General features: G+C 64.1%; 22 protein-coding genes and 1 tRNA gene. 13 read left to right on the top strand and 10 right to left on the bottom strand.

The window, feature by feature from the left end:
- Positions 1 to 2: 2 nt before the first annotated feature.
- A complete protein-coding gene (locus tag BH93_RS12650) occupies positions 3 to 1,100 on the bottom strand; it encodes an isocitrate/isopropylmalate dehydrogenase family protein (protein ID WP_037178001.1) in 1,098 nt (365 codons plus the stop codon).
- Between the two features lie 10 nt (positions 1,101 to 1,110).
- Between BH93_RS12650 and BH93_RS12645 the strand changes: the two genes are divergently transcribed.
- The 3 genes from BH93_RS12645 to trxA all read left to right on the top strand — a co-directional run bounded on the left by BH93_RS12645 (position 1,111) and on the right by trxA (position 3,280).
- Entirely contained in the window at positions 1,111 to 1,617 is a 507-nt protein-coding gene (locus BH93_RS12645) for a 2'-5' RNA ligase family protein (RefSeq protein WP_037177998.1), read from the top strand.
- A 206-nt stretch (positions 1,618 to 1,823) separates the two neighbouring features.
- Positions 1,824 to 2,822, top strand: coding sequence for a helix-turn-helix domain-containing protein (locus tag BH93_RS12640; RefSeq protein ID WP_032378971.1), 999 nt, complete (start codon positions 1,824 to 1,826; stop codon positions 2,820 to 2,822).
- 86 nt (positions 2,823 to 2,908) lie between these two features.
- Positions 2,909 to 3,280 carry a thioredoxin gene (trxA, locus tag BH93_RS12635; RefSeq protein WP_032394311.1) on the top strand — a complete coding sequence of 124 codons (372 nt, stop codon included), beginning with the start codon at positions 2,909 to 2,911 and terminating at the stop codon, positions 3,278 to 3,280.
- A 110-nt stretch (positions 3,281 to 3,390) separates the two neighbouring features.
- Here the strand turns inward: trxA and polA are convergent, their stop codons facing one another.
- Entirely contained in the window at positions 3,391 to 6,132 is a 2,742-nt protein-coding gene (polA, locus tag BH93_RS12630; RefSeq protein ID WP_037177587.1) for a DNA polymerase I, read from the bottom strand.
- A 260-nt stretch (positions 6,133 to 6,392) separates the two neighbouring features.
- Here polA and BH93_RS12625 point away from each other — a divergent pair, with 260 nt between their 5' ends.
- Genes BH93_RS12625 through BH93_RS12610 form a run of 4 tightly spaced genes read left to right on the top strand, consistent with a single transcriptional unit; the run spans position 6,393 to position 10,620 of the window.
- Positions 6,393 to 7,733 carry a branched-chain amino acid ABC transporter permease gene (locus BH93_RS12625; RefSeq protein WP_052065943.1) on the top strand — a complete coding sequence of 447 codons (1,341 nt, stop codon included), beginning with the start codon at positions 6,393 to 6,395 and terminating at the stop codon, positions 7,731 to 7,733.
- A gap of 7 nt (positions 7,734 to 7,740) precedes the next feature.
- Positions 7,741 to 8,730: a branched-chain amino acid ABC transporter permease gene (locus BH93_RS12620; RefSeq protein WP_032404006.1), complete on the top strand. Its 990-nt coding sequence runs from the start codon at positions 7,741 to 7,743 to the stop codon at positions 8,728 to 8,730.
- Complete coding sequence (locus BH93_RS12615; RefSeq protein WP_242459193.1) at positions 8,723 to 9,817, top strand: ABC transporter ATP-binding protein; 1,095 nt, start codon at positions 8,723 to 8,725, stop codon at positions 9,815 to 9,817. Before BH93_RS12620 ends, BH93_RS12615 begins: the two co-directional genes overlap by 8 nt.
- A complete protein-coding gene (locus tag BH93_RS12610; protein WP_032378975.1) occupies positions 9,817 to 10,620 on the top strand; it encodes an ABC transporter ATP-binding protein in 804 nt (267 codons plus the stop codon). The genes BH93_RS12615 and BH93_RS12610 overlap by 1 nt, the downstream gene beginning before the upstream one ends.
- A gap of 145 nt (positions 10,621 to 10,765) precedes the next feature.
- Here the strand turns inward: BH93_RS12610 and BH93_RS12605 are convergent, their stop codons facing one another.
- Positions 10,766 to 12,100 carry an ABC transporter substrate-binding protein gene (locus tag BH93_RS12605; RefSeq protein WP_032378976.1) on the bottom strand — a complete coding sequence of 445 codons (1,335 nt, stop codon included), beginning with the start codon at positions 12,098 to 12,100 and terminating at the stop codon, positions 10,766 to 10,768.
- A 173-nt stretch (positions 12,101 to 12,273) separates the two neighbouring features.
- Positions 12,274 to 12,906, bottom strand: a complete 633-nt coding sequence (locus BH93_RS12600; RefSeq protein ID WP_032378977.1) for an ANTAR domain-containing response regulator — start codon at positions 12,904 to 12,906, stop codon at positions 12,274 to 12,276.
- 120 nt (positions 12,907 to 13,026) lie between these two features.
- Between BH93_RS12600 and BH93_RS12595 the strand changes: the two genes are divergently transcribed.
- The 3 genes from BH93_RS12595 to BH93_RS12585 all read left to right on the top strand — a co-directional run bounded on the left by BH93_RS12595 (position 13,027) and on the right by BH93_RS12585 (position 14,077).
- Positions 13,027 to 13,103: transfer RNA gene (locus BH93_RS12595), tRNA-Leu, on the top strand.
- Between the two features lie 62 nt (positions 13,104 to 13,165).
- Entirely contained in the window at positions 13,166 to 13,342 is a 177-nt protein-coding gene (locus tag BH93_RS12590; RefSeq protein ID WP_165430221.1) for a hypothetical protein, read from the top strand.
- A gap of 3 nt (positions 13,343 to 13,345) precedes the next feature.
- Positions 13,346 to 14,077, top strand: a complete 732-nt coding sequence (locus tag BH93_RS12585) for an AAA family ATPase (RefSeq protein ID WP_037177584.1) — start codon at positions 13,346 to 13,348, stop codon at positions 14,075 to 14,077.
- Positions 14,078 to 14,093: 16 nt separating this feature from the next.
- Here the strand turns inward: BH93_RS12585 and BH93_RS12580 are convergent, their stop codons facing one another.
- A complete protein-coding gene (locus tag BH93_RS12580) occupies positions 14,094 to 15,068 on the bottom strand; it encodes an AraC family transcriptional regulator (RefSeq protein ID WP_032404004.1) in 975 nt (324 codons plus the stop codon).
- A gap of 120 nt (positions 15,069 to 15,188) precedes the next feature.
- On the opposite strand from BH93_RS12580, the gene BH93_RS12575 reads away from it, so the two are divergent.
- Together BH93_RS12575 and BH93_RS12570 are read left to right on the top strand one after the other, a co-directional pair.
- A complete protein-coding gene (locus BH93_RS12575; protein WP_037177581.1) occupies positions 15,189 to 16,070 on the top strand; it encodes an NAD(P)H-binding protein in 882 nt (293 codons plus the stop codon).
- Positions 16,067 to 16,558 (top strand): anthrone oxygenase family protein, encoded by a 492-nt coding sequence (locus BH93_RS12570; RefSeq protein WP_080739277.1) that lies wholly within the window; start codon positions 16,067 to 16,069, stop codon positions 16,556 to 16,558. The genes BH93_RS12575 and BH93_RS12570 overlap by 4 nt, the downstream gene beginning before the upstream one ends.
- On the opposite strand, the gene BH93_RS12565 is transcribed toward BH93_RS12570, so the two are convergent.
- A complete protein-coding gene (locus BH93_RS12565; RefSeq protein WP_032378984.1) occupies positions 16,534 to 16,737 on the bottom strand; it encodes a hypothetical protein in 204 nt (67 codons plus the stop codon). The genes BH93_RS12570 and BH93_RS12565 overlap by 25 nt on opposite strands.
- A 56-nt stretch (positions 16,738 to 16,793) precedes the next feature.
- Here BH93_RS12565 and BH93_RS12560 point away from each other — a divergent pair, with 56 nt between their 5' ends.
- On the top strand, positions 16,794 to 17,318 hold the full coding sequence (locus tag BH93_RS12560) for a DNA-deoxyinosine glycosylase (RefSeq protein WP_037177578.1): 525 nt from the start codon (positions 16,794 to 16,796) through the stop codon (positions 17,316 to 17,318).
- On the opposite strand, the gene BH93_RS12555 is transcribed toward BH93_RS12560, so the two are convergent.
- The 4 genes from BH93_RS12555 to gltB all read right to left on the bottom strand — a co-directional run bounded on the left by BH93_RS12555 (position 17,284) and on the right by gltB (position 25,833).
- Positions 17,284 to 18,210 carry an acyl-CoA thioesterase gene (locus BH93_RS12555; RefSeq protein ID WP_052065892.1) on the bottom strand — a complete coding sequence of 309 codons (927 nt, stop codon included), beginning with the start codon at positions 18,208 to 18,210 and terminating at the stop codon, positions 17,284 to 17,286. The genes BH93_RS12560 and BH93_RS12555 overlap by 35 nt on opposite strands.
- Complete coding sequence (gene pyk / locus BH93_RS12550) at positions 18,211 to 19,629, bottom strand: pyruvate kinase (protein WP_080730620.1); 1,419 nt, start codon at positions 19,627 to 19,629, stop codon at positions 18,211 to 18,213.
- Between the two features lie 122 nt (positions 19,630 to 19,751).
- Positions 19,752 to 21,257 (bottom strand): glutamate synthase subunit beta, encoded by a 1,506-nt coding sequence (locus BH93_RS12545; protein ID WP_032403999.1) that lies wholly within the window; start codon positions 21,255 to 21,257, stop codon positions 19,752 to 19,754.
- Positions 21,250 to 25,833 (bottom strand): glutamate synthase large subunit, encoded by a 4,584-nt coding sequence (gene gltB / locus BH93_RS12540; protein ID WP_037177988.1) that lies wholly within the window; start codon positions 25,831 to 25,833, stop codon positions 21,250 to 21,252. The genes BH93_RS12545 and gltB overlap by 8 nt, the downstream gene beginning before the upstream one ends.
- Between the last annotated feature and the right edge of the window lie 238 nt (positions 25,834 to 26,071).

Here is a 26,071-nt window from a genome sequence, read left to right as displayed (position 1 = left end):
GATCAGCGCCGGTGCACCCGCGCCTCGACGGTCTCGGTGAAAGCGCTGGTAGACGCCTGCCCACCGAGGTCTGCTGTCGCCACGCCGGATTCGACGGTGTCGTCGACCGCGTGTCGGATCCGGCCGGCAGCTGCGGCGAGCCGGTCGTGCCCGTGCCGGTCGGCGAGCCACTCGAGCAGCATCGCTGCCGACAGGAACAGCGCCGTCGGGTTGGCGCGATTCTTGCCGGCGATGTCCGGGGCAGAACCGTGTGACGCCTGCGCCATGGCCTGTGATTGCGAGGAATTGATCGACGGGGCGGTACCGAGCGAGCCGGACAACTCTCCCGTCAGATCCGACAGGATGTCGCCGAACATGTTCTCGGCCACGATGACGTCGTAGTCCTCACCGCGTCGAACCAGGTGTGCGGCCAGCGCGTCGACATGTTCCTCGGTGACCTCGACGTGCGGGAACTGCTCGCCCACGGCGCGGCACGCATCGCGGAACAATCCCGTCGTCATCGACAGCACGTTGGTCTTGTGGACGATGGTGAGCTTGCGGCGGCGCCTGTCTGCAAGCAGGAAGGCCTCGCGCGCAATGCGTTCGCATGCCCTGCGGGTGAACACCCCGACCGCGAGTGCCACGTCGGGAGTCGGCATGAATTCTCCGCTGCCGACGAACATGTTGCGATCGGCATAGAACCCCTCGGTGTTCTCCCGCACCACTACCAAGTCCATGTTCGGCGACATCGCTCGCACGCCGGCAAGGGCTTTGGCAGGCCTGATGTTGGCGAACAGGTCGAAATCCTTCCGAATCCGTCCGCCTGGGGTCAGCTGTGAACGAAACGGCTCCGGATACGAGGCACTGTCGTGTGGCCCCAGAATCCAACTCTCGAGCTCGCCCAGTTCCTGCAACGTGCTCTCGGGTATCGGCGTGCCGTACTCGTCGATGGCACCGCGACCGAGCGGGAGGTGCACCCACTCGACCGCCGATCCCCCGACTGCCGCGATCGCCGCGTCGACCACTCGGATCGTGGCAGGCACGATCTCGTGACCGATTCCGTCGCCGGTCATCGCCCCGATCCGTAGCGTCGTTGCATTCCGGCCGTCCGTCTGCGACATCATGGCCTCCATGGTGCAGTCCGCAGAACTTCTACTCGACTCCGGCCTCGATGCTGCGGTTCGCCGCGAGTGGGCGGCGCTGTCGGATGCCGGCCTCCCGAGCCAGAATCGGCACCGAGGTGAATCGAACCGACCGCACATCACCGTCGCGGTGGCAGCGTCGATGCCCGTCGCGGTGGACGACGGCGCAGCCGTTCGTTTCGATCCGTTCGATGTGCGCCTCGGCGGCCTCGTCGTGTTCGGCGGTCGGGCGATCACCCTGGCACGCCTGGTCGTTCCGACCAGCGAGTTGCTCGATCTGCACGCCCGCATGCACGAGGCCGTGGGCGACGATTCGCTCGATCACCTCGACCCCGGCCGATGGACACCCCACGTGACACTGGCCCGGCGATTGACGTCCGAGGAGGCGGGAACCGCCGTACGGCTGCTGTCGACGAGCATCGAGGACCTGGTGGGCTCTGCCGTGGCCCTGCGTCGCTGGGACGGCGAGGCCAAGCGCGAGTGGCGAATCGGCTGACCGCAACATCAGAAGGTGAAGTCACCGAACTGTGTCACCTCCGCGTGGGTGTCGGGAGCAAAGCCTGCGACCACGAGAGCATCGATGGCCAGGAACGACAGCACAACTACCAATACAATTGTCATGCACCTAGCGTCCTACCTGCGGAGAGTCTCCACGAGTGGCAGTAACGCCACATATCCTCGAATTTCTGCCATACTCGTCGCATGCTGAAACGAGTGGTCGTTGCGCTGATGCCGTTGACCGAACAGTTCGAGCTCGGCGTCGCATGCGAGGTGTTCGGGTTCGACCGCTCGGACGAGGGCCTCCCGACCTACGACTTCTCCCTGATCGCGGGTGTCCCCCAACCGATCCGCACCCGCGTCGGCTACACCATCGACGTGCCACACGATCTCGACAGTCTCGACAGCGCCGACCTGATCATCATTCCGGCCGGCGGCACCGAGGCGGCGGACGACGGCAGCTATGTGTGCGGCATCGGATACAACTCGTCCATCGAGCCCTTGCTGGCCAAACTCCGTGCGGCGGTGGACCGAGGTGCCATGGTCGCCAGCCTGTGCAACGGTGCGTTCGTGCTGGGCCAGGCAGGGCTGCTCGACAATCGGCCGTGCACGACGCATTGGCGGCATTCGGCCTCGCTGGCCGCGAAATACCCGCTGGCTCAGGTGGATCCGAACGTCCTCTACGTGGACGCAGGCAACGTCCTCACCAGCGCAGGCACGGCCGCCGGAATCGACCTGTGCCTGCACATCGTGCGCAAGTACCAGGGCAGTGTCGTGGCCAACGGGATCGCCCGCAGAATGGTCGTCCCGCCGCATCGCGACGGTGGCCAGGCTCAGTTCGTCACCAGTCCCCTGCCCGCCACGCACACCGAGACATTGGCACCGCTGCTGGACTGGATGACCGAGAATCTCGACTCCGAGCTGACGATCGGGCGACTGGCAGCACGAGTGAACATGTCGGCACGCACCTTTGCGCGTAGGTTCGCGGCCGAAACCGGAACGACGCCCGCGCGGTGGCTCAACGATCAACGCGTGCTGGCCGCGCAGCAGTTGTTGGAGAACTCCGATCTGCCGATGGATTCGATCGCCGAGGTGGTCGGCTTCGGAAACGCCGCCGCTCTGAGGCAGCACTTCGTGAGATTGCGATGCACCACCCCGAACTCGTACCGCCGGACGTTCCGCGCCGCACCCCAGCCCGCCTGACAGGCCGCGCTCCGACGCAGCCGGGAAGATTCAGGCGAGTACCTGCGTTGAGACACACCAGAAGGCAATCAATCGAAAGGGACCGCGTGGCCACTCAGACTTTGACTCAGCAGAATTTCGACGAGATCGTCACCAGCAACGACGTGGTGTTGGTCGATTTCTGGGCATCCTGGTGCGGCCCCTGCCGCCAGTTCGCCCCGACATTCGAGAAGTCGTCGGATGCTCACCCCGACGTCGTGCACGCCAAGGTCGACACCGAGGCCGAGCAGGGTCTCGCTGCGGCAGCGCAGATCCAGTCGATCCCGACGATCATGGCGTTCCGCGAGGGAATCCTCGTCTACGCACAGCCCGGTGCATTGCCCGCACCGGCGCTGGAAGACCTCGTCGGACAGATCAAGGCACTCGACATGGACGTCGTACGCCAGCAGATCGCCGAGCAGGCTCCCGCAGCGGAGTAGTTCTGCACTCAGCACGACGCGAAGGGCCGCTCACCGAGTTCGGTGAGCGGCCCTTCGCTGTGCCATGGGTTGGATCAGTGAGCCGGCCCGATTCAGTGAGCTGGCCCGATTCAGTGGGCTGCGGCATCCCAGCTTCGGCCGGTACCGACCGACACTTCGAGCGGCACCGACAGTTCGATCGCCGACGACATCTTGTTCCGCACGAGCGCTTCGACTTCCTCGCGCTCGGAGTCGACGACCTCGAGCACCAGTTCGTCGTGTACCTGCAACAGCATGCGCGACTTCAGAGTCGACTCGGCGAGTGAGCGGTGCACATCGATCATCGCGACCTTGATGATGTCGGCGGCGGTGCCCTGGATCGGAGCATTGAGTGCAGCGCGCTCGGCTACCTCTCGACGCTGACGGTTGTCGCTGTTGAGATCCGGTAGGTACCGACGCCTGCCGTACAGGGTCGAGGTGTACCCCACCTTGCGCGCTTCCTCGACGGCGTTGCGCAGGTAGTCGCGGACACCGCCGAACCGCGCGAAGTACGCCTCCATCTGCTGCTTCGCCTCCTCGGTGGAGATCTTGAGCTGCGCGGCGAGGCCGAATGCGCTGAGCCCGTAGGCCAATCCGTAGGACATCGCCTTCACCCGACGACGCAGTTCGGGGGTGACCTCCTCGATCGGCACCCCGAACGCGCGGGAACCGACGAAACTGTGGAGGTCCTCACCGGTGTTGAACGCCTCGATCAGACCCTCGTCGCCGGACACGTGCGCCATGATGCGCATCTCGATCTGGCTGTAGTCGGCGGTGAGCAGAGTGTCGTAACCCGCCCCGACGACAAAACCGTCCCGGATGTGGCGTCCTGCCTCGTTGCGCACCGGGATGTTCTGCAGGTTGGGTTCGGTGGACGACAACCGGCCGGTGGCCGCAACGGTCTGGTTGAAGGTGGTGTGAATGCGTCCGTCGTCGGCAACGGACTTGAGCAGGCCGTCGACCGTCACCTTCATGCGTGTCGCGTCTCGGTGATCGAGCAGGAATTTCAGGAAGGGATGCTCGGTCTTCTCGAACAACCCCTGCAGCGCATCGGCATCGGTGGTGTAACCGGTCTTGGTCTTCTTGGTCTTGGGCATGTCGAGTTCCTCGAACAGCACCACCTGCAACTGCTTCGGTGACCCGAGGTTGATCTGCTTGTCGATCACGCCGTACGCGGAGTTCGCGGCCTCGTCGACCTGCGCGGCGAAACCGGACTGCAGCGAACGCAGGTGGTCGCTGTCGACGGCGATGCCGGTTGCTTCGACATCGGCCAAGACCGTCAGCAACGGCAGCTCCATCTCGGAGAGCAAGGTGGTCGATTCGATGGCAGCGAGCTCGGCGTCCAGGGCCTCGGCCAGGTCGATGACGGCCCGTGCTTTGAGGATCTCGCCCTCGGCGAATGCCGCGTCAGCGGTGTCCTCGGCATCGAGCAACGACATCTGGCCTTCACCCGCATCCTCGACACGGAGCTCTCGCTTGAGGTAGCGCAACGACAGGTCGTCGAGGTTGAACGAACGCTGACCGGGCCGAACGAGATACGCGGCCAGGGCGGTGTCGGTGGTCAACCCCCCGAGGGTCCAGCCACGCCCCCGCACGGCGTGCAACGCCCACTTGGCCTCGTGCAGCGCCTTGGGTTGCGCCGGATCGGCGAGCCAGGCCGCGAGCGCGCGCTCGTCGGATTCGTCGAGGGCTGTTGTCGTCACGAACGCGCCTTCCCCGTCGGCCGCGGCGATGGCCAGGGAAGTCGCGTCACTGTCGAAGGGCCTGCGCGGACCGAGAATGGACAGGCCGCTGCGGCGGCCGTCGGACGCGTGGTCTTCCAACCACTCGGCCAGCTCACCCGGGGCGACGATGCCACCGCGGACGTCGAAGCCTTCCTCGGCTTCGGGCTCGACCGACGCGAGCGTCTCGAACAGTCGGTCCCGAAGAATGCGGAATTCCAGATCGTCGAACAGCGCGTGGATCTTCTCGCGGTCCCACGGGGCAAGTTCGAGCTGATCGGGGGTGTACGGCAACGGCACATCACGCACCATTTCGGTGAGCTCACGATTGAGCACCACACTCGACAGGTTGGCGCGCAGCGCGTCTCCCACTTTGCCCTTCACCTTGTCCACGTTGTCGACGAGGGCAGTGAGCGAACCGTATTCGATGATCCACTTGGTTGCCGTCTTCTCGCCCACACCGGGAATGCCGGGCAGGTTGTCACTCGGATCTCCGCGCAGAGCAGCAAAATCCGGATACTGCGACGGCGTCAACCCGTACTTGCCGGCGACCTCCTCGGGGGTGAACCGGGTCAGGTCCGAAACCCCCTTGCGCGGGTACAACACCGTCACGTTGTCGGTCACCAACTGCAATGCATCGCGGTCGCCGGTGACCACGAGAACGCGGTAGCCGAGCGCCTCCGCCTGCGTCACCAGGGTGGCGATGATGTCGTCCGCTTCGAATCCGGCCTCTGCCATCACCGGGATGCCCATGGCCCCGAGCACATCCTTGGTGATGTCGACCTGGCCGGCGAACTCGTCGGGGGTCTTGCTCCGGTTGGCCTTGTACTCCGGGAACCGCTCGGCGCGGAAGGTCTGCCGCGAGACGTCGAAGGCCGCGGCGATGTGCGTCGGCTTCTCGTCTCGCAGCAGATTGATCAGCATCGAGGTGAATCCGTACACGGCGTTGGTGGACTGACCGCTGGTGGTCTTGAAGTTGTCCGCAGGCAGCGCGAAGAACGCGCGAAACGCCATGGAGTGGCCGTCGATGAGGAGCAGAGTGGGTCGCTCCCCGCCTGCTTTCGCATCGGTCTCGGCCGCGGGCGCTGCGCTTTTCTCGGTTACTGGGCTCACGGTTGACCAGTCTAGGTAGCGGGTCCGACAACGCGTACCCGGATGCTCGCTCGGCGACGCGCTCGCCCTCACGACGCGCGTCGTGCACCGCGAAACACAACCGATACTTTCCGGAAATCTCAGTCGCCGATTTTGCGTCGTTTCAACGGATAGAGTCCGACAATTGCAGTAAATCCCCAACCCGTGACTCAACGACAACCGTCCGGAGGACGTGCGTGGCTCCAAATGTTCGATGGACCAGAAAGGTGCAACCGCCGAGGTTGCGCGCAAGATCTGCCGTTCGGCTACTTCAGCGAACACTCCTACTCGCCGTTCTGAGTTCGATCGCCGCGCTGCTGTTCAGTGCGCCGGCGTTGGCCCAGGAACCTACGCCCACTCCCCCGGCTGCGCCGGGGACGAGTGCCGAGCAGGCACCGCCCGCAGACGCCGTCAGCGTCGCGGGATCTCTCAACAACGCCGGCGAGCGACTCGTCGGCGTCGATGTCGCGGCGCTCGACGCGAGCGGCACCGAAGTCGCTCGAACCACCAGTGAAACCGGCGGCCGCTGGACTCTCGAATTGTCTCCCGGGACATACACATTCCAGGTGGTCCAGGAAACGCTTCCCGACGGGGTGAGCGTCCAGGCAGAAGTCCAGCGTGACGTTCAGGCCGGGCGTTCGAACACCGTCATCTTCTCGTTCGGTGAAGCCAGAACTGCCACCAGCATTCCGTTCTACGAGAAGTTCGTTCGCACCACGGTCGACGGTTTCCGTTTCGGCCTGGTCATCGCTCTGGCTGCGGTAGGGCTGAGCCTGATCTTCGGCACCACCGGCCTGACCAACTTCGCGCACGGCGAACTCGTCACCCTCGGAGCCGTCGCGGCGTGGTTCTTCAACGTGAGCCTCGGAATACAGCTGATTCCGGCCACGGTGCTGGCAATCATCGTCGGAGTCGCGATCGGATGGCTCAACAATGCCTTGATCTGGCGACCACTGCGCAAGCGTCGAACCGGCCTGATCGCACAGCTCGTGGTGACGATCGGACTTGCGATCGCACTGCGCTACCTCATCCTGATCTTCTTCTCGGATCGCTCCGAGCCCTTCGACGACTACCAGGCCCAGACCGAGAACAACTGGGGCCCGCTGTCGATCACCAACGTCAATCTGGCGTGCATCATCATCAGCGTCGTCGTCCTGGTCGGCGTTGCACTGATGTTGCAGCGCACCAAGATCGGTAAGGCCATGCGAGCGGTGGCCGACAACCGTGATCTCGCCGCGTCCTCGGGCATCAATGTCGAGCGTGTCGTCACGTTCGTCTGGTGCCTCGGTGGCGGCCTGGCCGCGCTCGGCGGCGTGCTCTTCGGACTTTCCGAACTCGGCGGACGCGTCCAGTGGGAGATGGGCTTCAAGCTCCTGCTGCTGATGTTCGCAGGAATCACGCTCGGCGGACTGGGAACGGCCTACGGCGCATTCCTCGGTTGCGTCATCGTGGGTCTGCTCGTCCAGTGGTCGACGTTGGTCATCAATCCCGATCTCAAATACATCGGAGGGTTGCTCGTCTTGATTCTCATCCTCGTCGTCCGACCACAGGGCATCCTCGGCTCGCGACAAAGGATCGGGTGACCACCACATGGATATCATCGGCGCACTTCAGATCTCACTCGCTCAGCTGGTCGGACCGTCGGCCATCTTCTACGCTCTGCTCGCCATCGGCCTGAACCTGCACTTCGGCTACGCCGGGCTGCTCAACTTCGGGCAGATCGGCTTCGCACTGCTCGGCGGCTACGGCGTCGGCATCACCACGATCACCTACGAGCAGCCACTGTGGCTCGGCATTCTGGTCGGTCTCGCCGCGGCAGGCTTGCTTGCTCTGGTTCTCGGTATTCCGACTCTGCGACTGCGAGCCGACTATCTCGCGATCGTCACCATCGCAGCCTCGGAGATCCTGCGATTGGTGTTCCGTTCGACCGCAACGGATTCGGTGACCAAGTCGACCAACGGCATCACCGGCTTCGCCGGCCCGTTCACCAGCATGAGCCCGTTCGAGGGCGGTAAGTCGTACAGCTTCCTCGGCGTGCGCTTCCTGGGTAACGACCTGTGGGCCATGCTCGTCGGCTGGACACTGGTGCTGCTCCTGTGCGGAGTGATCTACCTGCTGACCCACAGCCCGTGGGGGCGTGTACTCAAGGCCGTCCGTGAAGACGAGGACGCCGCCCGCTCACTGGGCAAGAACGTCTTCGTCTACAAGATGCAGGCGCTGGTTCTCGGCGGCGTCATCGGCGGTATGGGCGGTGTGTTCAACGCACTGCAGACTCAGTCCATCAACCCCGATTTCTACTCGACGGCGCAGACGTTCTTCGCCTTCGGCGCACTGATTCTCGGTGGGGCGGCAACAGTGTTCGGCCCGGTACTGGGCGCGATGCTCTTCTGGTTCCTGCTGTCCATTCCCGATGCGATTCTGCGGCAATTGATCTCCGGCGACGACCCGGTGCTCAACCTCACCGGTGCCCAGGTCGGTGCCACGCGATTCGTGCTCCTGGGAATCCTGATCGCCGTGTTGATGGTGTTCAGACCTCAGGGCATTCTCGGCAACAAGCGAGAGGTTCAACTCAATGCCTGACCTGAGCAAGGATGCGGCTGCAACGGCTGCACCGAGCAAGAAAGCCAGCACACTCGAATCACGCGCTGCCCAGGCGTTGTCGAGCGATCAACGCGCCGCCCTGTTCGCCGGTGTGCCCAACGAACCCGGCGCACCGAAACCCGACGCCACCATGGTGGTCGACGGCGTGTCCCGCACCTTCGGCGGTCTCAAAGCCGTCGACGTGGCGCACCTCGAAATCCAGCGCGGCTGCATCACCGGTCTCATCGGTCCGAACGGTGCGGGTAAGACCACGCTGTTCAACCTGCTCACCGGATTCGATCGCCCCGACACCGGGACCTGGTCGATGGATGGCCAGGAGCTGGGCCGAATGCACCCGCACCAGGTGGCCCGCAAGGGCGTGGTGCGCACGTTCCAGTTGACCAAAGCGCTGTCGAAACTGACTGTGCTGGACAATGTTCGGTTGGGCGCAACAGGTCAGCGCGGCGAGCGCATGATCAACACGTTCATGCCGTGGACGTGGAAGGCCCAGGAGCGTCAGATCACCGAACGCGCCTACGAACTGCTGGGGCGCTTCAAGCTCGACGCCAAGGCCGACGACCTGGCCGGATCACTGTCGGGCGGTCAACGCAAACTGCTGGAGATGGCACGTGCGCTGATGACCGATCCGTCGGTGGTCATGCTCGACGAGCCGATGGCCGGGGTCAATCCGGCTCTGACGCAATCGCTTCTGGGGCACATCAAGTCGCTGCGCGACGACGGTATGACCGTGGTGTTCGTCGAACACGACATGGACGTCATCCGCGACATCAGTGACTGGGTGGTGGTGATGGCTCAGGGCAGCATCATCGCCGAGTCCACGCCGGAGGAACTCTCCAACAACGGCGCTGTGGTCGACGCCTACCTCGGCAGCCACCACGATCAGGCTCTCGAGTTCGACGCCGACGGCAATCCGGTCGGGGCAACCGCCGAACTGGCGGAGGCACTCAAACAGGCCGAGAAGGAAGAACTCGAAGCGGGAGGCGATCTTTCGGAACCGGAGTTCGTCAGCCCAGTGACGCCCGACGTCGCCGAGGGCGGCTCGCACCGGGCCAAGGAGGACAACTGATGAGCGAACAGACATTGACGCCGGCCGAATTCGCCGCCACACCCGAGGAGCACGCTCGCCTGGCCGAAGGCGCACTGTTGCGCGCCGACGGATTGGTCGCCGGTTACATCCCCGGCGTCAACATCCTCAGCGAATGCAACTTCTTCCTCAACGACGGCGAGATCGTCGGCATCATCGGGCCCAACGGTGCCGGTAAGTCGACATTGCTCAAAACGCTCTTCGGGCTCGTTGCCGTGCGCGAGGGCAGCGTGAAGCTACGCGGTGACAACATCACCTCTGCCGAGGCGCACGTGCTGGTCACTAAGGGCGTCGGATACGTTCCGCAGACCCAGAACGTGTTTCCGTCGCTGACCATCGAGGAGAACCTCGAAATGGGAATCTATCTGCGTCCCAAGAAGTTCGGCGAGCGCTTCGAGTTCGTCAGCGAGTTGTTCCCCCTGCTCGGAGAGCGCAAGAAGGTCAAGGCAGGCGCACTGTCCGGTGGCGAACGACAGATGGTCGCCATGGGACGCGCACTGATGATGGAGCCCTCGGTACTGCTGCTCGACGAACCGTCGGCCGGACTGTCGCCGATGTTCCAGGACGAGGTGTTCATCCGCTGCAAGAAGATCAACGCGGCGGGGGTCTCGATCATCATGGTCGAGCAGAACGCCCGTCGCTGCCTTCAGATCTGCGACCGCGGCTACGTTCTCGATCAGGGCCGCAACGCGTACACCGATACCGGTCCTGCGTTGATGAACGATCCGAAGGTGATCGAGCTGTATCTCGGCACACTGGCCGGAAGCAAGGAGAAGAAGACGTAGATCTTCTTCGTCGACGACGAAGCCCCGGTTCGACTCGATGTCGAGCCGGGGCTTTGTCTTTGCACGCGCGTCGACGGGTACACACAACACTGGGCCCGAGTCCTGATCGAGGACTCGGGCCCAGTGCCTGTGTGTCGGTTACAGATCACTCACCGACGACGATGTATCCGTCCGTCGTCAGCTTGTTGTCCGGCCCGAAGACCAGGTTGCCGTAGGAACCGGTGGCGGGCTCACCTGCGTCACTGAAGTTCAGCGCGCCCGTGATTCCGTCGTAGTCGATATCCGTTCCGGCCTTGACGAGCGGAAGGCACTCAGCGTAGCTGGTGCACTTGGTGCCGTCCTTGGTGATGCTGTTGATGTTGGCAGCTATATCGGTGCCTGCCGTCGACTTCGCCTGCTCGGCCGCGAGTGCCGAGATGACCACTGCGTCGTAGGACTCACCGGCGTAGTTGAAGTCCACCAGCGCCGGGTCGACTCCCTTGAGGCGGTCCTGGAAGGCCGTTCCGACATCGGTCAACGGGGTGGTTCCGCGCATGGTGTCCAGCAGACCTGCTGCCACAGACTCACCGAGCGCATTACCCATGTTGCCGTCGACGCCGAACACTGCCGTGCCGTCGGACGGTCCGATGCCGATCTCGTGCATACGGGTGATGATCTTCGCGGACTCCTCGAAGCCGATGATGGCAACGGCATCCGGGTTGAAGTTCTTCACGCCGTCGACCTCGGCGTTGAACGACTGTGCGTTCGGGTCGTAGATGGTCGTCTGAATCTGGTCTGCCGCGATGCCTGCCTCTTCGAGGTTGTCCGCGGTGTTCTTGGCCAGACCCGTGCCGTAGGGATCGTTGAGCGCGAGGATGGATACGCGCTGCGCGCCGTCCTCGGCGATCAGCTGTGAAAGGGCCTGTGCCTGCAGCACGTCGGTGGGAGCGGTACGGAAGTACTGTCCCTTGTCCGGGTAGCAGACGAACTGGTCCGAGGTGTTGGCAGGCGAGAACTCCACAACGCCTGCGCTGGCGATCTTGTCGATCACCTTGAGGGAGACCGAGGACGATGCTGCACCGACGATGACGTTCGCGCCGCCGGCGAGCAGGCGGTCGACCGTGGTGTTGGCGGTGTCCGTCGTCGTATCGCCGGAGTCACCGGGGATGAGGGTGACGGGCTGATCGAGGACGCCACCGGCACCGTTGACGTCGTTGACGGCCAACTGAACGCCGGCAACCTCGGGCGGTCCGAGGAAGGCCAGGGTTCCGGTCTCGGGGAGAAGGGTTCCCACCACCAGAGGCGACGTGTCGGGGGTTGCCCCGGCAGTGGCCTGCTCGGGCGTGCAGTCGGTGGAGACGGTCGTTTCCGCGGCTGCAGTGCCGCCGCTGGCACTGGTGGTATCGGTCGAGCCGGAGTCGTCGCTCGACGAACAGCCGAACAGTGCGAGCGAGGTGACGCTCAGCACCGCAGCCGTGCGGACATAGGTCCGAATTGCCATCTAGGTTCTCCTTGAAATTGCTCGTCGTTGAAGCGCACCTGAGTTACATGTGGCTCACGTGTGGATCAGACGCTAATGCTCGGAGTCGATTCGCAAGGCCTAGAACGACGCTCGTGACCTGACTGTGACCTAGAGAGACGAAGTTTTACGTGGCCGTAGCTTTCGCGAGCCGATCAGCCCTCTGCCGCAGGCTTGTTCGCAGGAGTACCGAGTGTCTCGATCACAACCTCTGCGACAGCCTTCATCGTCGTTCTGCGATCCATCGCTGCGCGTTGAATCCACTTGAACGCCTGCGGTTCTGTGAGCGATTGCGACTCCATCAGAATGCCCTTGGCCTTCTCGATCAACTTCCGCGTTTCCAGTCGATCCTGCAGATCGGCTATCTCGGATTCGAGTGCAGAGATCTCGCTGAAACGACTGGCTGCCAACTCCACCGCGGGCATCAGATCTGCTTTGGTGAACGGCTTGACCAGATACGCCATCGCTCCGGCGTCGCGTGCCTTCTCGACCAGCTCACGCTGACTGAACGCGGTGAGAATGACGACGGGGGCGATGCGCTTCTCGGCGATCTCCGACGCCGCATCTATCCCGTCTCGACGCGGCATCTTGACGTCCATGATGACCAGATCGGGACGCAGTTCGACGGCCAAGTCCACCGCCTGCTGACCGTCCGCGGCCTCCCCGACCACGTCGTAGCCCTCTTCGCGGAGCATCTCCACGAGATCCAATCGAATCAGGGATTCGTCCTCTGCCACCACCACCCGAAGCGGGGGCTTGCCAGTACCGTGCGCACCAGGAGCGTTCATCTGTATCGGTCTCCTTTGACAGTCATCGCCCATCAGGGCCGTCGAGCATCTGAAGGGTACCGGTGCGCGCCCCCGAAAGCGCATCTTCTAAACTCGTCAATCGTTGCTTGAAAGACGCCAGCCCTCGTATCCCAATTGGCAGAGGAAACGGATTCAAAACCCGTCCAGTGTGAGTTCGAGTCTCACCGAGGGCACCACAGCACAGCGTTCGATCGTCACGCCGGTAAAGACCGCCCACGATCGCGCCTACAGTGGAGTCATGTACATACCCAGCAGTCTTCGATGCCATGACACCAGCGCGGGCAAATTGTGCGCGCAGAAGGTCGACCACCGTTTCGGAGATTCCGCGGACCAGTCCGCTCAGTGGGTGTACTACACCTGCAGCGCGGACTCCGCTCACGAGACCGGTTACGTCGACCGCCTGGTCACCGCCTGAATCATGTTCGTAGAGCGCGCCTACGTCGATGCCGACGACGTCGGATCGAATTGGCCCTTCACTGTGCCTGCAGTCGCCGACCTCGCTCGCGACGGACTCGAATTCCTGGCACCGGTCACAATTCTGGTCGGCGACAACGGTTCCGGTAAATCGACCCTTGTCGAGGCGATCGCCGAGGGTTTCGGAATCGATGCCCGCGGTGGGCGGGCGGCGCAGCAGTCGCGTCGACTCGACGAGGTGACCAGCGCCCTCGGCGAGGTGCTCGAGTTGGAAACCACACCGCGGGGTTCTCGAATGCTTCGTGGCCCACGACTGCAGAAACGCGGCTTCTTCCTCCGCGCCGAAACCGCATTCGACATGGCCGAACATCTCGGTGGTATGCCGGGTTTCTGGGAAGAGAACACAGCCGAGATGAGTCACGGCGAAGGCTTCCTCGCCATGTTCGGTGCGATGTTGTCCGAACCCGGCTTCTATGTCCTGGACGAGCCCGAGTCGGCTCTGTCGTTCACCGCAAGCCTGCAGCTCGTCGCGCTGATGTCCGAACTGGGCGACGAGGGGGCACAGATCGTCTGTGCCACGCACTCTCCGATCCTGGCCTCGACACCGGGCGCTGACATCGTGGAAGTGGGCGAACACGGTCTGCGCCGAAGTACCTGGGACGAACTGGAATTGGTGCAGCACTGGCGTCGATACCTCGACGATCCGAACAGCTACCTCCGCCACCTGCTCGGCTGACCTGCAGCCCCGTCGCTCACCCTGCCGTCAGCGAGACCTCCTGACGACGACGCACGCTCCCCGGTGACACCCCCGTCGCGCGTTTGAACGCCTTACCGAACGCCGCCTCCGAGAGATAGCCACTGCGCCGGGCCAATTCGGCTACCGAGACATCTCCCGACCGAAGACTGTCGTGGGCGATCTGCATCCGCCACATCGAGAGGTAGCGCATCACCGATTCACCGACCAACTCGGTGAATCGGGCAGAGAACGCCGAACGAGACATCTTCACCTCGGCAGCCAATGCGGCAACCGTCCACTGCGCGTCGGGGTTTCGATGAATGAGGGCGAGCGCCGCGCCGACCTGAGAATCCGCGAGTGCGCCGAGCCATCCGGACCGTGCCCGCTCGTCGTCCGCCATCCACGACCGCAGAGCCTGGATCACCAGCACGTCGGACAGCCTGGTGATGACCGCTTCTCCCCCAGGCTCCAGCGAGGTTGCCTCGTCGGCGACCATGGCCAAGAGCGAGTGCATCCGAGACTGCCGCGGGCCCGAATCCGCATCGATGACGACGAGCGCAGGCAACACACCGATGAGTTGCTGCGCCGCCGGATGATCCAGTCGCACTGCGCCGCACATGAGCGTCGCGCTCGCTTCCCCACTGCCGCTTCGGATGACCGCGTATCGATCGCTGACGTAGTCGTGCGGAAGGTCGTAGACAACAGGCGCACTCACTGCTGCGTCGTCATCGCTGGCGAGCACGTGCCCGCGGCCGTGCGGAACCAGAGCGAAGTCACCGGGAAGCAGGTCGCGAGTGGGGACGCCCGGCACCGACAACCGACATCGCCCGCTGACGACGGTGTGGAACCAGAGCGCGTCTTCCATGGACGGCAACTCCAAACCCCACGACCCGGACAGCTCGGATCTGCAGTAGAAGGATCCTGTCATTCGCAGAAAGTGCAGCGCCTCCCCGAGTGGATCGGGCGACTTCCACGGGTCGAGTCCACGCATTGATCGATCGTCTCACAGCGTGGACGATCGGACATCTTTTCGAGCCGATAAGTCATTGTCCATCCAGCTCTGGACGTCCAGAGTGGATGCAGTGACAACGGACTCAACGGAAGGAACACCATGATCACGATTCTGGGAGCGACCGGTCAGGTCGGATATCGCGTCGCCGAGAGACTGCTGAAGGAGGGCAGGCACGTGCGCGCAATCGGCCGGAACACCGATCGCCTCGACGCGCTGGCGGCCGGTGGCGCGCACACCGTCCAGGCGGACCTGACGCCCGCGCCGGCCGCATCCTTCGACGGGAGCGAGGCCGTCTTCGCGATGCTGCCGAGCAATCCCTACGCCGAGGACTTCTCCGCCGAGCAGGCAATGTGGGGTGCCTCGATCGTCGATGCCCTCCGCGTGTCCGAGGTGGAGAGGATCGTGGCGCTGAGCAGCCTCGGTGCCGATCGACTCGACGCACCCGGCGTCATCGGCTGCCTCGCCGAACAGGAGGAACGCCTCAGGACATTGACCGATCGGAGCCTGCACCTGCTGCGTCCGGTCTCGTTCTTCGAGAACTTACTTCCGGCGGCGCAACAGCTGACCGACAGTGGTACACACGTGGACTCGGTGGACCCGCACCTTCCGATTCCGATGATCGCCACCTCGGACATCGCCGACGCCGCCGTACGGGCACTGACCGATTCGCCGTGGGACGGCGTACGCACCCAGGTTCTGCTGGGCGAGCGAGACCTCAGCTACACCGAGGCCACGGCAATTCTGGGTGACCGACTGGCAATCACAGCGGCGCGTTACGAGCGCCTGCCGTACGAGGCCATGGCAGACCTGCTCGTCTCGATTGGATTCTCGCGATCGTATGCACAGTTGTACGTCGACATGACCAGGGCATTCAACACCGAAGAACTGACCCGAGACGTTCGCCGGTCACCCGACAACAGCACCGAGACCTCCTTCGAAGAATTCGCGGACTCGATTCCGGCACCGGCAGCCGTGTCATGATCGACCGAATAGCTTCCGCATCAACACTTGTGGGCGCAATCGGATCAGCATTGATGGCGGGAGTGCTGCTGGCGTTCTCGATCAGCGTGCTGCCCGGACTGAAGACCCTTCCGGTTCCGGTCGCGATCTCCTCGATGCAGAGTGCCAATACGGCGATCCTCAATCCGCTGTTTCTCATCCTGTTCATGGGCACGGCGCTGTCCTGCGTGATCGCAGCCGTGTCGACTCCGTTCACCGACCGCGGCCACTCCGCACTGATCATCGCTGGGGCAGTGCTGTACGTGATCGGGTGCTTCGCGGTCACGGTCACACTGAATGTGCCCCTCAACGACGCGTTGGCTGCAGCCGACTCGACCACCGCGGCAGGAGCGGCGACGTGGGAAGAGTTCACGACGAAGTGGGTGCTGTGGAACAACATTCGTACCGCGGCCGCGACCGCCGCATGCGCGGTCCTGATTCTGGGTCAGGGCAGATCGGTACTGGGCTGATCGGACGTCGAATCCTGGTGTCGCTTGCGAATTTCTTCCTCGAACCGCGCGATGAGGTGGTCGGTGTCGGCGGTCGAGACGTCGCGTGCGCCCTCGTCCATCGCTGCGTCACGCCCCCGGCGCAGTGCGGCGAGTTCGGCTTCGAGTTCGTTGTTGTCGAGTACACGTGGATCCAACATCTCTCCATTGTGGTCCCCACTCCCGCACCCCCGCGGGGATTTGCTTCAATCGCGCCATGAACGTCGTGCACAGTTTCGAGCCGATCGTCGGCCCGGGCGCAACCACCCTGGTGCTGGGCTCCATGCCCGGCGTCGCATCGCTGGCGGCGCAGCAGTACTACGCCCATCCACGAAATGCGTTCTGGCCGATCATGGGAACGTTGTTCGGTGCCGGACCCGAACTGGCGTACGACGCACGCACCGAGCGTCTCCGAGGCCACGGAATTGCCGTCTGGGATGTACTGAAGCTGTGCACGCGCGCGGGCAGTCTCGACTCGGCAATTGTCGAATCATCCATCGTTGCAAACGATTTCGAGACACTGTTCGCACAGCAGCCGAATATCGACAGGGTGTTCTTCAACGGAGCCAAGGCGGCCGAGAGCTACCGACGTCACGTGGCGACGGGACTGCCACTCCCCCGCGTCGAATTCACCCGGTTGCCCTCTACCAGTCCGGCGCACGCCTCACTGGACCTTGCAGCCAAGACTCGGGCCTGGGCGAGCGCGTTCAGTCGCGGACCCGCTTCGGAAAATGTCGAATGAGGCCTTCTTGCACGACCGTTGCCAGCAACTGGCCGTCCATCGAGAAGAAACGACCGGTGGCCAGGCCACGCGAGCCGGCGGCGACGGGTGATTCGGTGGCGTACAGGGCCCATTCGTCGAACCTGAACGGTCGGTGGAACCAGATGGAGTGGTTCACCGTGGCGGCGACGATCCGATCGAGTCCCCACGACAGGCCGTGAGTGGTGATGATCGAATCGAGCACGGTGGTGTCCGACGCGTAGCCCATGGTCGCGGCGTGAAATATCGAGGCGTCGGGCAGATCTCCGTCGGCCTTCATCCAGACTCGATTGTGATTGAGCTTCTCACCGGTGCCGTGCATGATCCAGGCCGGATCGTTCGCGTAGCGCATGTCGATCGGCTTGAGAGCATCCACGAACATCTGAAGTCGATCCTCGTACCCGACGAAATGATCGCCCAGGGGTGGCAGCGCGTCGGGGTACGGAACCTCGGGAACTTCGACGCTGTGTTCCAGGCCTTTTCCGAAATCTTGGAACGCTGCGAGCATGACGAACAGCTCGTTGCCGTCCTGGACAGCAGTCACCTGACGGTTGGCGAAGGCGCGGCCGTCGCGCTGGCGCGAGACCCGGTATTCGATGGGCTTCTTGACGTCACCACCGCGGATGAAGTGGGCGTTGATCGCGTGTACGTCCCGCGACGTGCCGGACACGGTGCGACCCGCAGCGATCAGGCCCTGTGCGACCAGTTGTCCCCCGAACGTACGGCTCCCCACCTGCTCGGGGTGAACACCGACGAACACGTCCTCCTCGATCTCCTCCAGTGCGAGGAGATCGAGGAGCGTCTCGAGATCGGTCTTCACCGCTGTACTGCTCGGCGCGCTTTCGCTGACGCCGGTTCCCCCCGCTTCGACCACTTACCGGTCCTCTTCTCCGATTCGGTGCACATGGATCAAGTTGGTCGAGCCTACTGTGCCGGGAGGGGCACCGGCCACGATCACGACCTGATCGCCCTTGTTGTACCGACCGAGTTCGAGCAGCGCCTTGTCGACCTCTTTGACCATCGCGTCCGTGGATCCCACGTCGGGTACCAGGAACGTCTCGGTTCCCCAGCTCAACGACAGCTGGCTGCGTACCTCGGAGATCGAGGTGAAGGCGAGCAGAGGAAGCTTGGTGTGCAGACGGGCCAACCGTCGAACGGTGTCACCCGACTGCGTGAAGGCCACGAGAGCTTTGGCATCCAGCCGCTCGCCGATGTCGCGGGCGGCGTAGGAGATCACGCCACGCTTGGTGCGCGGCACATGCGTCAGCGGCGGAACGCTGTCGCCCTCGGTCTCGACCGTCTCGACGATGCGCGCCATGGTCCGCACCGTCTCCATCACGTACTTGCCGACCGAGGTCTCACCGGACAGCATCACTGCATCGGTGCCGTCGAGCACCGCGTTGGCCACGTCGGAGGCCTCGGCGCGCGTCGGACGGGAATTCTCGATCATCGATTCGAGCATCTGAGTCGCGACGATGACGGGCTTGGCGTTGGCGCGAGCGATCTGAATGGCGCGCTTCTGCACCAGCGGGACCTGCTCGAGCGGCAACTCGACGCCGAGGTCACCGCGGGCAACCATGATGGCGTCGAACGCGAGCACGATGGCTTCGAGGTTGTCGACAGCCTCGGGCTTCTCCAGCTTGGCGATGACGGGAACTCGGCGGCCGACACGATCCATGACGGCATGGACCAGTTCGACGTCCGCGGGCGAACGGACGAACGAGAGCGCGATGAAGTCGCATCCCAGAGCGAGTGCGAATTCGAGGTCCGCGATGTCCTTCTCGCTCATGGCCGGAACGGACACGTCCATGCCGGGCAGGGAGACGCCCTTGTTGTTGCTGACCGGTCCACCTTCGGTGACACGACACAGCACGTCGTTGCCTTCGACTCCGGTGACCACGAGGCCGACCTTGCCGTCGTCCACGAGGAGGCGGTCGCCTTCCTTCGCATCCTGAGCCAGTTCCTTGTAGGTGGTCGACACCCGGTCGTGGGTGCCTTCGCACTCCTCGACGGTGATCCGGATCAGCTCACCGCTGGCCCAGGTGGTCGAGCCCTCGGCGAAGCGGCCGAGACGAATCTTCGGTCCCTGCAGGTCGGCCAGAATGCCCACGGCTTTGCCGGTGGCATCCGACGCTGCGCGGACCCTCTCGTAGTTGGCCTGGTGATCGGGGTGATCTCCATGGCTGAAGTTCAGTCGTGCGACATCCATTCCACTCTCTACGAGTTCACGGATTCGCTCTGTGGTTGCGGTTGCGGGTCCAAGGGTGCAGACAATCTTCGTACGTCGGCTCACGAAAGCGAGCCTAGCCGCTGGACGCCACGTTCTCTATCGCAGACGTTCCCACTCGGATACTACCGATGGGTAGCCTCGCTACGCCGCTGCTGGGACGGTCTGCACCGATTCAGAGACGAGCGTCACACCACCGCGAGAGGCAGTGCCGTGGGGTGTACCGGAGACGGCAATTCCGAGTGCCCGGTGAGGAAAGCGTCGACTCCATGAGCCGCCGATCGTCCCTCTGCGATCGCCCACACGACCAACGACGCACCTCGATGCGCATCTCCGCAGACGAACACCCCAGGCGCGGTGGTCTGCCAATCGGGACCACACGACAACGCACCACGCTTGGTGAGCGCGAGGCCGTACTCGTCGAGCAACGGACCGTGCTCGACACCCTCGAAACCGATGGCGAACAGCGCCAGATCACAGGGCAGTTCGACCTCTTCACCGATCGGTGTGACGACGCGTCGACCGTCCGCGTCACGCTGCACCTCCACCTCGGCCAGCACCATGGCACGCACGTGTCCGCGCTCGTCACCGAGGAAGCGCTGCACGGCCACCTGATGACGCACAACGCCACCCTCGGCGTGCGCAGGCGAGGTGCGCAGCACCAACGGCCACGACGGCCAGGGCGACAGGCTGTCGTCACGGGCACCCGGCAGGGCGGGGTTGTAGTCCAGTTGGGTGACCGACGCGGCACCCTGGCGGTGCGCCGTACCCAGACAGTCGGCCCCGGTGTCGCCGCCGCCGATGATCACCACATGCTTGTCCGCGGCCGAGATCGACGTGGGACCGTCGCCCTCACATTCCTTGTTCGACGGCACCAGGTGCTCCATCGCCAGGTGGATACCGTCGAGTTCGCGACCGATCACCTCGGTGTTGTCTCGGGCCCGCAGAGCGCCGACCGCCAGGACGACGGCATCGAAGGATTCGCGGAGCTGCTCGACCGTGAAGTCGATCCCCACCTCGCAGTCGGTCACGAAATGCGTTCCCTCGGCCCTCATCTGCATCAGGCGCTGATCCAGCACCGACTTCTCGAGCTTGAACTCGGGGATGCCGTACCGGAGCAGCCCGCCCAGGCGGTCATCCCGCTCGTACACCGTGACGTCGTGTCCGGCACGTGTGAGCTGTTGTGCCGCAGCCAATCCCGCAGGACCGGATCCCACGACGGCGACTCGCTTCCCGGTGGTGATCGTCGGCGGCTGCGGAACGATGCTGCCCTCTTCCCAGGCCAGATCCGCGATGGTCTGCTCGACCCGCTTGATCGTGACGCTACCGCCGGTGGCCGCCTCGGAAATCGAAAGCACACAGGCCGATTCGCACGGTGCCGGGCACACCCGACCGGTGAACTCCGGGAAGTTGTTGGTCGCGTGCAGTCGGTCGCTCGCTGCATCCCACCGGTCACGACGAACCAGATCGTTCCATTCGGGAATCAGATTGCCCAGCGGACAACCCGCAGTTCCGGAGTGGCAGAACGGAATTCCGCAGTCCATACAACGACGTGCCTGATCGGAGACCTCCGCGGCCCGTTCGCTCGTGGGCTGGTGCGAATACACCTCATTCCAGTCCTTGACGCGCTCGCCGATCGGACGCTTGACAGCCTCGCGCTTGACGACTTTCAGAAATCCCTGTGGATCAGCCACGTGCAGCCTCCATGATCGCAGCATCGACGTCGCGCCCTTCGGCACGCGCCATTCGAGTCGCTTCCAGCACCCGCTGGTAGTCGACGGGCATGACTTTGGTGAACAGCGCAGACCGGCGTGGCCAGTCGGCCAGCAACGAGGTCGCGACGGTGGACCCGGTCCAGCGCTGGTGATTCTCGACGGTCTCGCGCAGCCACACCAGATCGTCCGGGTTGGGGACCTGCAGTTCGACCATGGCCATGTTCACGTCGGCCGGATCGAGACCGAGAACGAAGGCGATACCGCCGGACATTCCCGCGGCCATGTTGCGACCGGTCGGGCCCAGCACGACGACCCGGCCACCGGTCATGTACTCGAACGCGTGGTCACCCACGCCCTCGTTCACCGCGACCGCACCCGAGTTGCGGACCGCGAAGCGCTCCCCTGCCTTGCCCCGCAGGTACACCTCGCCCGAGGTTGCGCCGTACAGAATGGTGTTGCCGGCGATCACGTTGTCCTCGGCGACGAAGGGCGCATCGTCGGCCGGGCGCACCACGATGCGACCACCCGACAGTCCCTTGCCGACATAGTCGTTCGCGTCACCGACCAGATCGATCGTGATACCCGGCGGCAGGAAGGCACCGAGCGACTGCCCTGCCGATCCGGTGAACGCAACGCGAATGGTGTCGTCCGGGAGTCCACCCGCGCCGTAGCGTCGGGTGACCTCGGACCCCAGAAGCGTTCCGACAGTGCGGTTGACGTTACGTACCGGCAGCTCCAGCTTCACCGGATGCGCGTCCTCCAGCGCTCCCTCCGCCAACTGGATCAGCGTCCGATCCAGTGCGAGATCGAGACCGTGGTCTTGCCCGCGAAGGCGTCGACGCTGCGACATCGGGGCACCGTGCCGGTCGACGGGCATCGCGAAGATCGGAGCCAGATCCAGGCCCTTGCTCTTCCAGTGTGCGACGCCTGCCGCTGTCTCCAGTACGTCGGCGTGGCCCACTGCCTCGTCGATACTGCGGAAGCCGAGCTGCGCGAGGTACTTTCGCACGTCCTCGGCGATGAACTTGAAGAAGTCCTCGAGAAACTCCGGCTTCCCGGTGAACCGCTTGCGCAGCTCCGGGTTCTGGGTCGCGACCCCGACCGGGCACGTATCGAGGTGGCAGACACGCATCATGATGCATCCCGCCACGATCAGCGGAGCCGTCGAGAATCCGAATTCCTCCGCACCGAGAAGTGCCGCGACGATGACGTCGCGACCGGTGCGCATTCCACCGTCGCACTGCACGGTGATGCGGTCACGCAGGCCGTTGAGCACCAGCGTCTGCTGAGCGTCGGCCAGGCCGATCTCCCACGGAGCGCCGGCATGCTTGAGCGAGGTCAACGGTGCCGCCCCGGTTCCGCCGTCGTATCCCGAGATGAGGACGACGTCGGCGTGCGCCTTACTGACGCCGGTCGCCACCGTGCCGACGCCGACGGAACTGACGAGTTTGACGTGCACGCGCGCATTCTCGTTGGCGTTCTTGAGGTCGTGGATCAGCTGCGCGAGATCCTCGATCGAATAGATGTCGTGGTGCGGGGGCGGCGAGATCAAGCCGACGCCCGGCGTGGAATGTCGCGTCTTCGCGACCCACGGATACACCTTGTAGCCGGGCAACTGACCGCCCTCGCCCGGCTTTGCTCCCTGCGCCATCTTGATCTGAATATCGGTGGCGTTGACCAGGTAGTCGCTGGTCACCCCGAAGCGGCCACTGGCCACCTGCTTGACGGCACTGCGGCGCTTCGGGTCGTAGAGGCGATCGACGTCCTCACCGCCCTCACCCGAGTTGGACCGGCCGCCGAGGTTGTTCATCGCCACGGCCATCGTCTCGTGCGCTTCGGCGGAAATGGATCCGTAGCTCATCGCTCCGGTGTTGAACCGCGTCACGATCGATTCGACCGACTCCACTTCGTCGAGCGGAACCGGTGGCCGCACACCATCTTTGAACTCGAACAAACCACGCAGGGCACCGCCTTCACGGGCGAGCCGGTCCACCTCGTCGGTGTACTTCTGGAACACGTCGTAGCGCCCGGTGCGGGTCGCATGCTGCAACAGGAACACCGTTTCGGGCGTGAACAGGTGCAGTTCACCTTCCCGCCGGAACTGGTACTCACCGCCGATATCCAACCGACGGTGAACACGGTCGGTGGGGTTCTCGGGGTACGCCCGACGGTGGCGCAGCTTGACCTCCTCGGCGAGCACGTCCAGACCGACGCCGCCGAGCTTGCTGACCGTGCCCTTGAAGTACTCGCGCACCACCTCGCGATCGAGACCGACCGCCTCGAAAACCTGTGCGCCGGTGTAGGACCCGACGGTCGAGATGCCCATCTTGGACATCACCTTGAGCACACCCTTGCCGAGACCGTACAGATAGTTCCGTACTGCGACCGTCGGTTCGACGCCGGTCAGCTCACCCTCGCCGACGAGATCCTCGATCGATTCCATCGCCAGATACGGGTTGACCGCGGCGGCACCGAATCCGATGAGCAGCGCGAGATGATGGACTTCGCGTGCATCGCCGGATTCCACGACGAGTGCGATCTTGGTGCGCTCCTTGGTGCGCACCAGATGGTGGTGTACGGCCGAGGTGGCCAGCAACGACGGAATCGGAGCGCGGGTGTGGTCCGAGTCGCGATCGGAGATGATCAGCGTCGTGTACCCGGCAGCGATGGCTTCCGATGCCCGAGCACGCAGTTCCTCGATGGCCTCGGCGAGACCTTCGCCGCCGCGCTCGACCTCGTAGAGGCCACGCAACACCGTCGCCGACAATCCGGGGTGGTCGCCGTCGTCGTTGATGTGGATGATCTTGTTCAACTCGTCGTTGTCGAGCACCGGCCACGGCAACACGATCTGCCTGCACGACGCCGCGGTGGGCTCGAGCAGGTTCTGCTCGGGACCCATCACCCGCGCGAGCGAGGTCACGATCTCCTCCCGGATCGAATCCAGCGGCGGGTTGGTGACCTGGGCGAACAGCTCGATGAAGTAGTCGTAGAGCTGACGCGAGCGCTGCGACATGACTGCCGCAGGGGTGTCGGTGCCCATGGACCCCAGTGGCTCTCCCCCGGATGCGGCCATCGGCGTCAGTACGACGCGCAGGTCTTCCTCGGTGTAACCGAACGCGACCTGCCTGCGCACCACGGAGTCGTGGTTGTACTGAATGTGCGCGCGCTCGGGCAGGCTCTTGATCTCGAGCAGTCCGGCATGCAGCCACTCCTGATACGGATGTTCGGTGGCCAGTCGGAGCTTGATCTCCTCGTCGGGTACCAGTCGTCCGGCGACGGTGTCGATCAGGAACATCTTGCCCGGCTCGAGTCGGCCCTTGGCGACGACCTCGGATTGCGGCACATCGAGCACGCCGGCCTCGCTGGCGAGGATCACGCGACCGTCGGCCGTTTGCCACCAGCGACCGGGGCGAAGCCCGTTGCGATCGAGCACGGCCCCGACGTAGCTGCCGTCGGTGAACGTCACACAAGCCGGGCCGTCCCAGGCCTCCATCATCGACGAGTGGAACTGATAGAACGCCCGCACTCGCGGATCCATCGTGCGGTGGTTCTCCCACGGCTCCGGCACCATCATCATCACCACATGCGGAACACTGCGTCCACCGAGGTGCAGCAGTTCGAGCACCTCGTCCAAGGACACCGAGTCCGACGCATCGGGATTGCAGATCGGGAACAACCGCTCGAGGTCACCGGGGATCAGGTCGCTCGAGAGCAGCGCTTCCCGAGCCCGCATTCGGTTTCGGTTGCCCTTGACGGTGTTGATCTCACCGTTGTGGGCCACGTAGCGATGCGGGTGCGCCAGCGGCCACGACGGAAACGTGTTGGTGGAGAATCGACTGTGAACGATGGCAATAGCACTCGTGCACAACGGGTTCCGCAACTCCGGGAAGTAGAGCGGCAACTGCATCGTGGTGAGCATGCCCTTGTAGACGATGGTGCGCGAGGACAGCGACGGAAAGAACAACCCGGAGCCCTCGGCCTCGATCTCGGGGGTGACCCGTTCGGAACGCTTACGTAGCGCGTACACCAGCCGATCGAGCGCCAGACCGGCCGGCCGCACGCCGTCGACCTCGGGGGCGGTGACGAAGAGGTAGCTCATGTACGGCATACAGCCCAGAGCGGTGACTCCCACGTCGGCTCGATCGGGATCGACCTCGACCGGCACCCAACCCAGGATCTCCAGACCTTCCTCGGTCGCAACGGATTCGACACGTTCGACGGCGACCGCACGCTCCCGGATTCCCTGCGGCAGAAAACACACGCCGGCTGCAAAAGTATTGTCACCGTCGGCTGATGCCGTAGGTAGATCGAACGGCGCGAGAGAGACCAGAAGTTCGACCGGGAGCTGGATCAGAATGCCCGCGCCGTCGCCGCTGTTCGGCTCGGCCCCGGCAGCGCCACGATGTTCCAGATTCTCCAGTGCCAGAACGCCGTCGGCCACAATGGCATGAGACCGTCGTCCCGCGATGTCGGCGATCATCGCCACGCCGCAGGAATCCTTCTCCAAGCTCGGGTCGTACAGACCCTGCTCCGCAGGCATCCGAGAAAACAGCACCACGATCACCTCCACGTAGGCCGGTGGGTGCGTGAGGGCGAAGCAGCGACCTCGACCGCTGCGCCGTGAGTCTCGGCAACCCCGCCGGCTGGTTCGCCTCATGTCGACCGGAACGGTCTCACAAGCCGAAATCGAAACGCCTGTCGGGAATTCACCGGGACAGCCCTGGCCCGCGAAAGAATCCGAGATTGCTCCCGGATGGCGAAATCGTAGCAGTTGGAATTCGCAACGATGCAAT

This window comes from Rhodococcoides fascians A25f (assembly GCF_000760935.2).
Taxonomy (GTDB): Bacteria; Actinomycetota; Actinomycetes; order Mycobacteriales; family Mycobacteriaceae; genus Rhodococcoides.
This window is presented reverse-complemented; position numbering and strand designations above follow the sequence as displayed.

What these genes read in the sequence shown, in the direction of transcription:
- BH93_RS12650 (WP_037178001.1), bottom strand. Translation starts at nt 1,100, where the DNA reads ATGTCGCAGACGGACGGCCGGAATGCAACGACGCTACGGATCGGGGCG.
- BH93_RS12645 (WP_037177998.1), top strand. Translation starts at nt 1,111, where the DNA reads ATGGTGCAGTCCGCAGAACTTCTACTCGACTCCGGCCTCGATGCTGCG.
- BH93_RS12640 (WP_032378971.1), top strand. Translation starts at nt 1,824, where the DNA reads ATGCTGAAACGAGTGGTCGTTGCGCTGATGCCGTTGACCGAACAGTTC.
- BH93_RS12620 (WP_032404006.1), top strand. Translation starts at nt 7,741, where the DNA reads ATGGATATCATCGGCGCACTTCAGATCTCACTCGCTCAGCTGGTCGGA.
- BH93_RS12615 (WP_242459193.1), top strand. Translation starts at nt 8,723, where the DNA reads ATGCCTGACCTGAGCAAGGATGCGGCTGCAACGGCTGCACCGAGCAAG.
- BH93_RS12610 (WP_032378975.1), top strand. Translation starts at nt 9,817, where the DNA reads ATGAGCGAACAGACATTGACGCCGGCCGAATTCGCCGCCACACCCGAG.
- BH93_RS12605 (WP_032378976.1), bottom strand. Translation starts at nt 12,100, where the DNA reads ATGGCAATTCGGACCTATGTCCGCACGGCTGCGGTGCTGAGCGTCACC.
- BH93_RS12600 (WP_032378977.1), bottom strand. Translation starts at nt 12,906, where the DNA reads ATGAACGCTCCTGGTGCGCACGGTACTGGCAAGCCCCCGCTTCGGGTG.
- BH93_RS12590 (WP_165430221.1), top strand. Translation starts at nt 13,166, where the DNA reads ATGTACATACCCAGCAGTCTTCGATGCCATGACACCAGCGCGGGCAAA.
- BH93_RS12585 (WP_037177584.1), top strand. Translation starts at nt 13,346, where the DNA reads ATGTTCGTAGAGCGCGCCTACGTCGATGCCGACGACGTCGGATCGAAT.
- BH93_RS12580 (WP_032404004.1), bottom strand. Translation starts at nt 15,068, where the DNA reads ATGCGTGGACTCGACCCGTGGAAGTCGCCCGATCCACTCGGGGAGGCG.
- BH93_RS12575 (WP_037177581.1), top strand. Translation starts at nt 15,189, where the DNA reads ATGATCACGATTCTGGGAGCGACCGGTCAGGTCGGATATCGCGTCGCC.
- BH93_RS12570 (WP_080739277.1), top strand. Translation starts at nt 16,067, where the DNA reads ATGATCGACCGAATAGCTTCCGCATCAACACTTGTGGGCGCAATCGGA.
- BH93_RS12565 (WP_032378984.1), bottom strand. Translation starts at nt 16,737, where the DNA reads ATGTTGGATCCACGTGTACTCGACAACAACGAACTCGAAGCCGAACTC.
- BH93_RS12560 (WP_037177578.1), top strand. Translation starts at nt 16,794, where the DNA reads ATGAACGTCGTGCACAGTTTCGAGCCGATCGTCGGCCCGGGCGCAACC.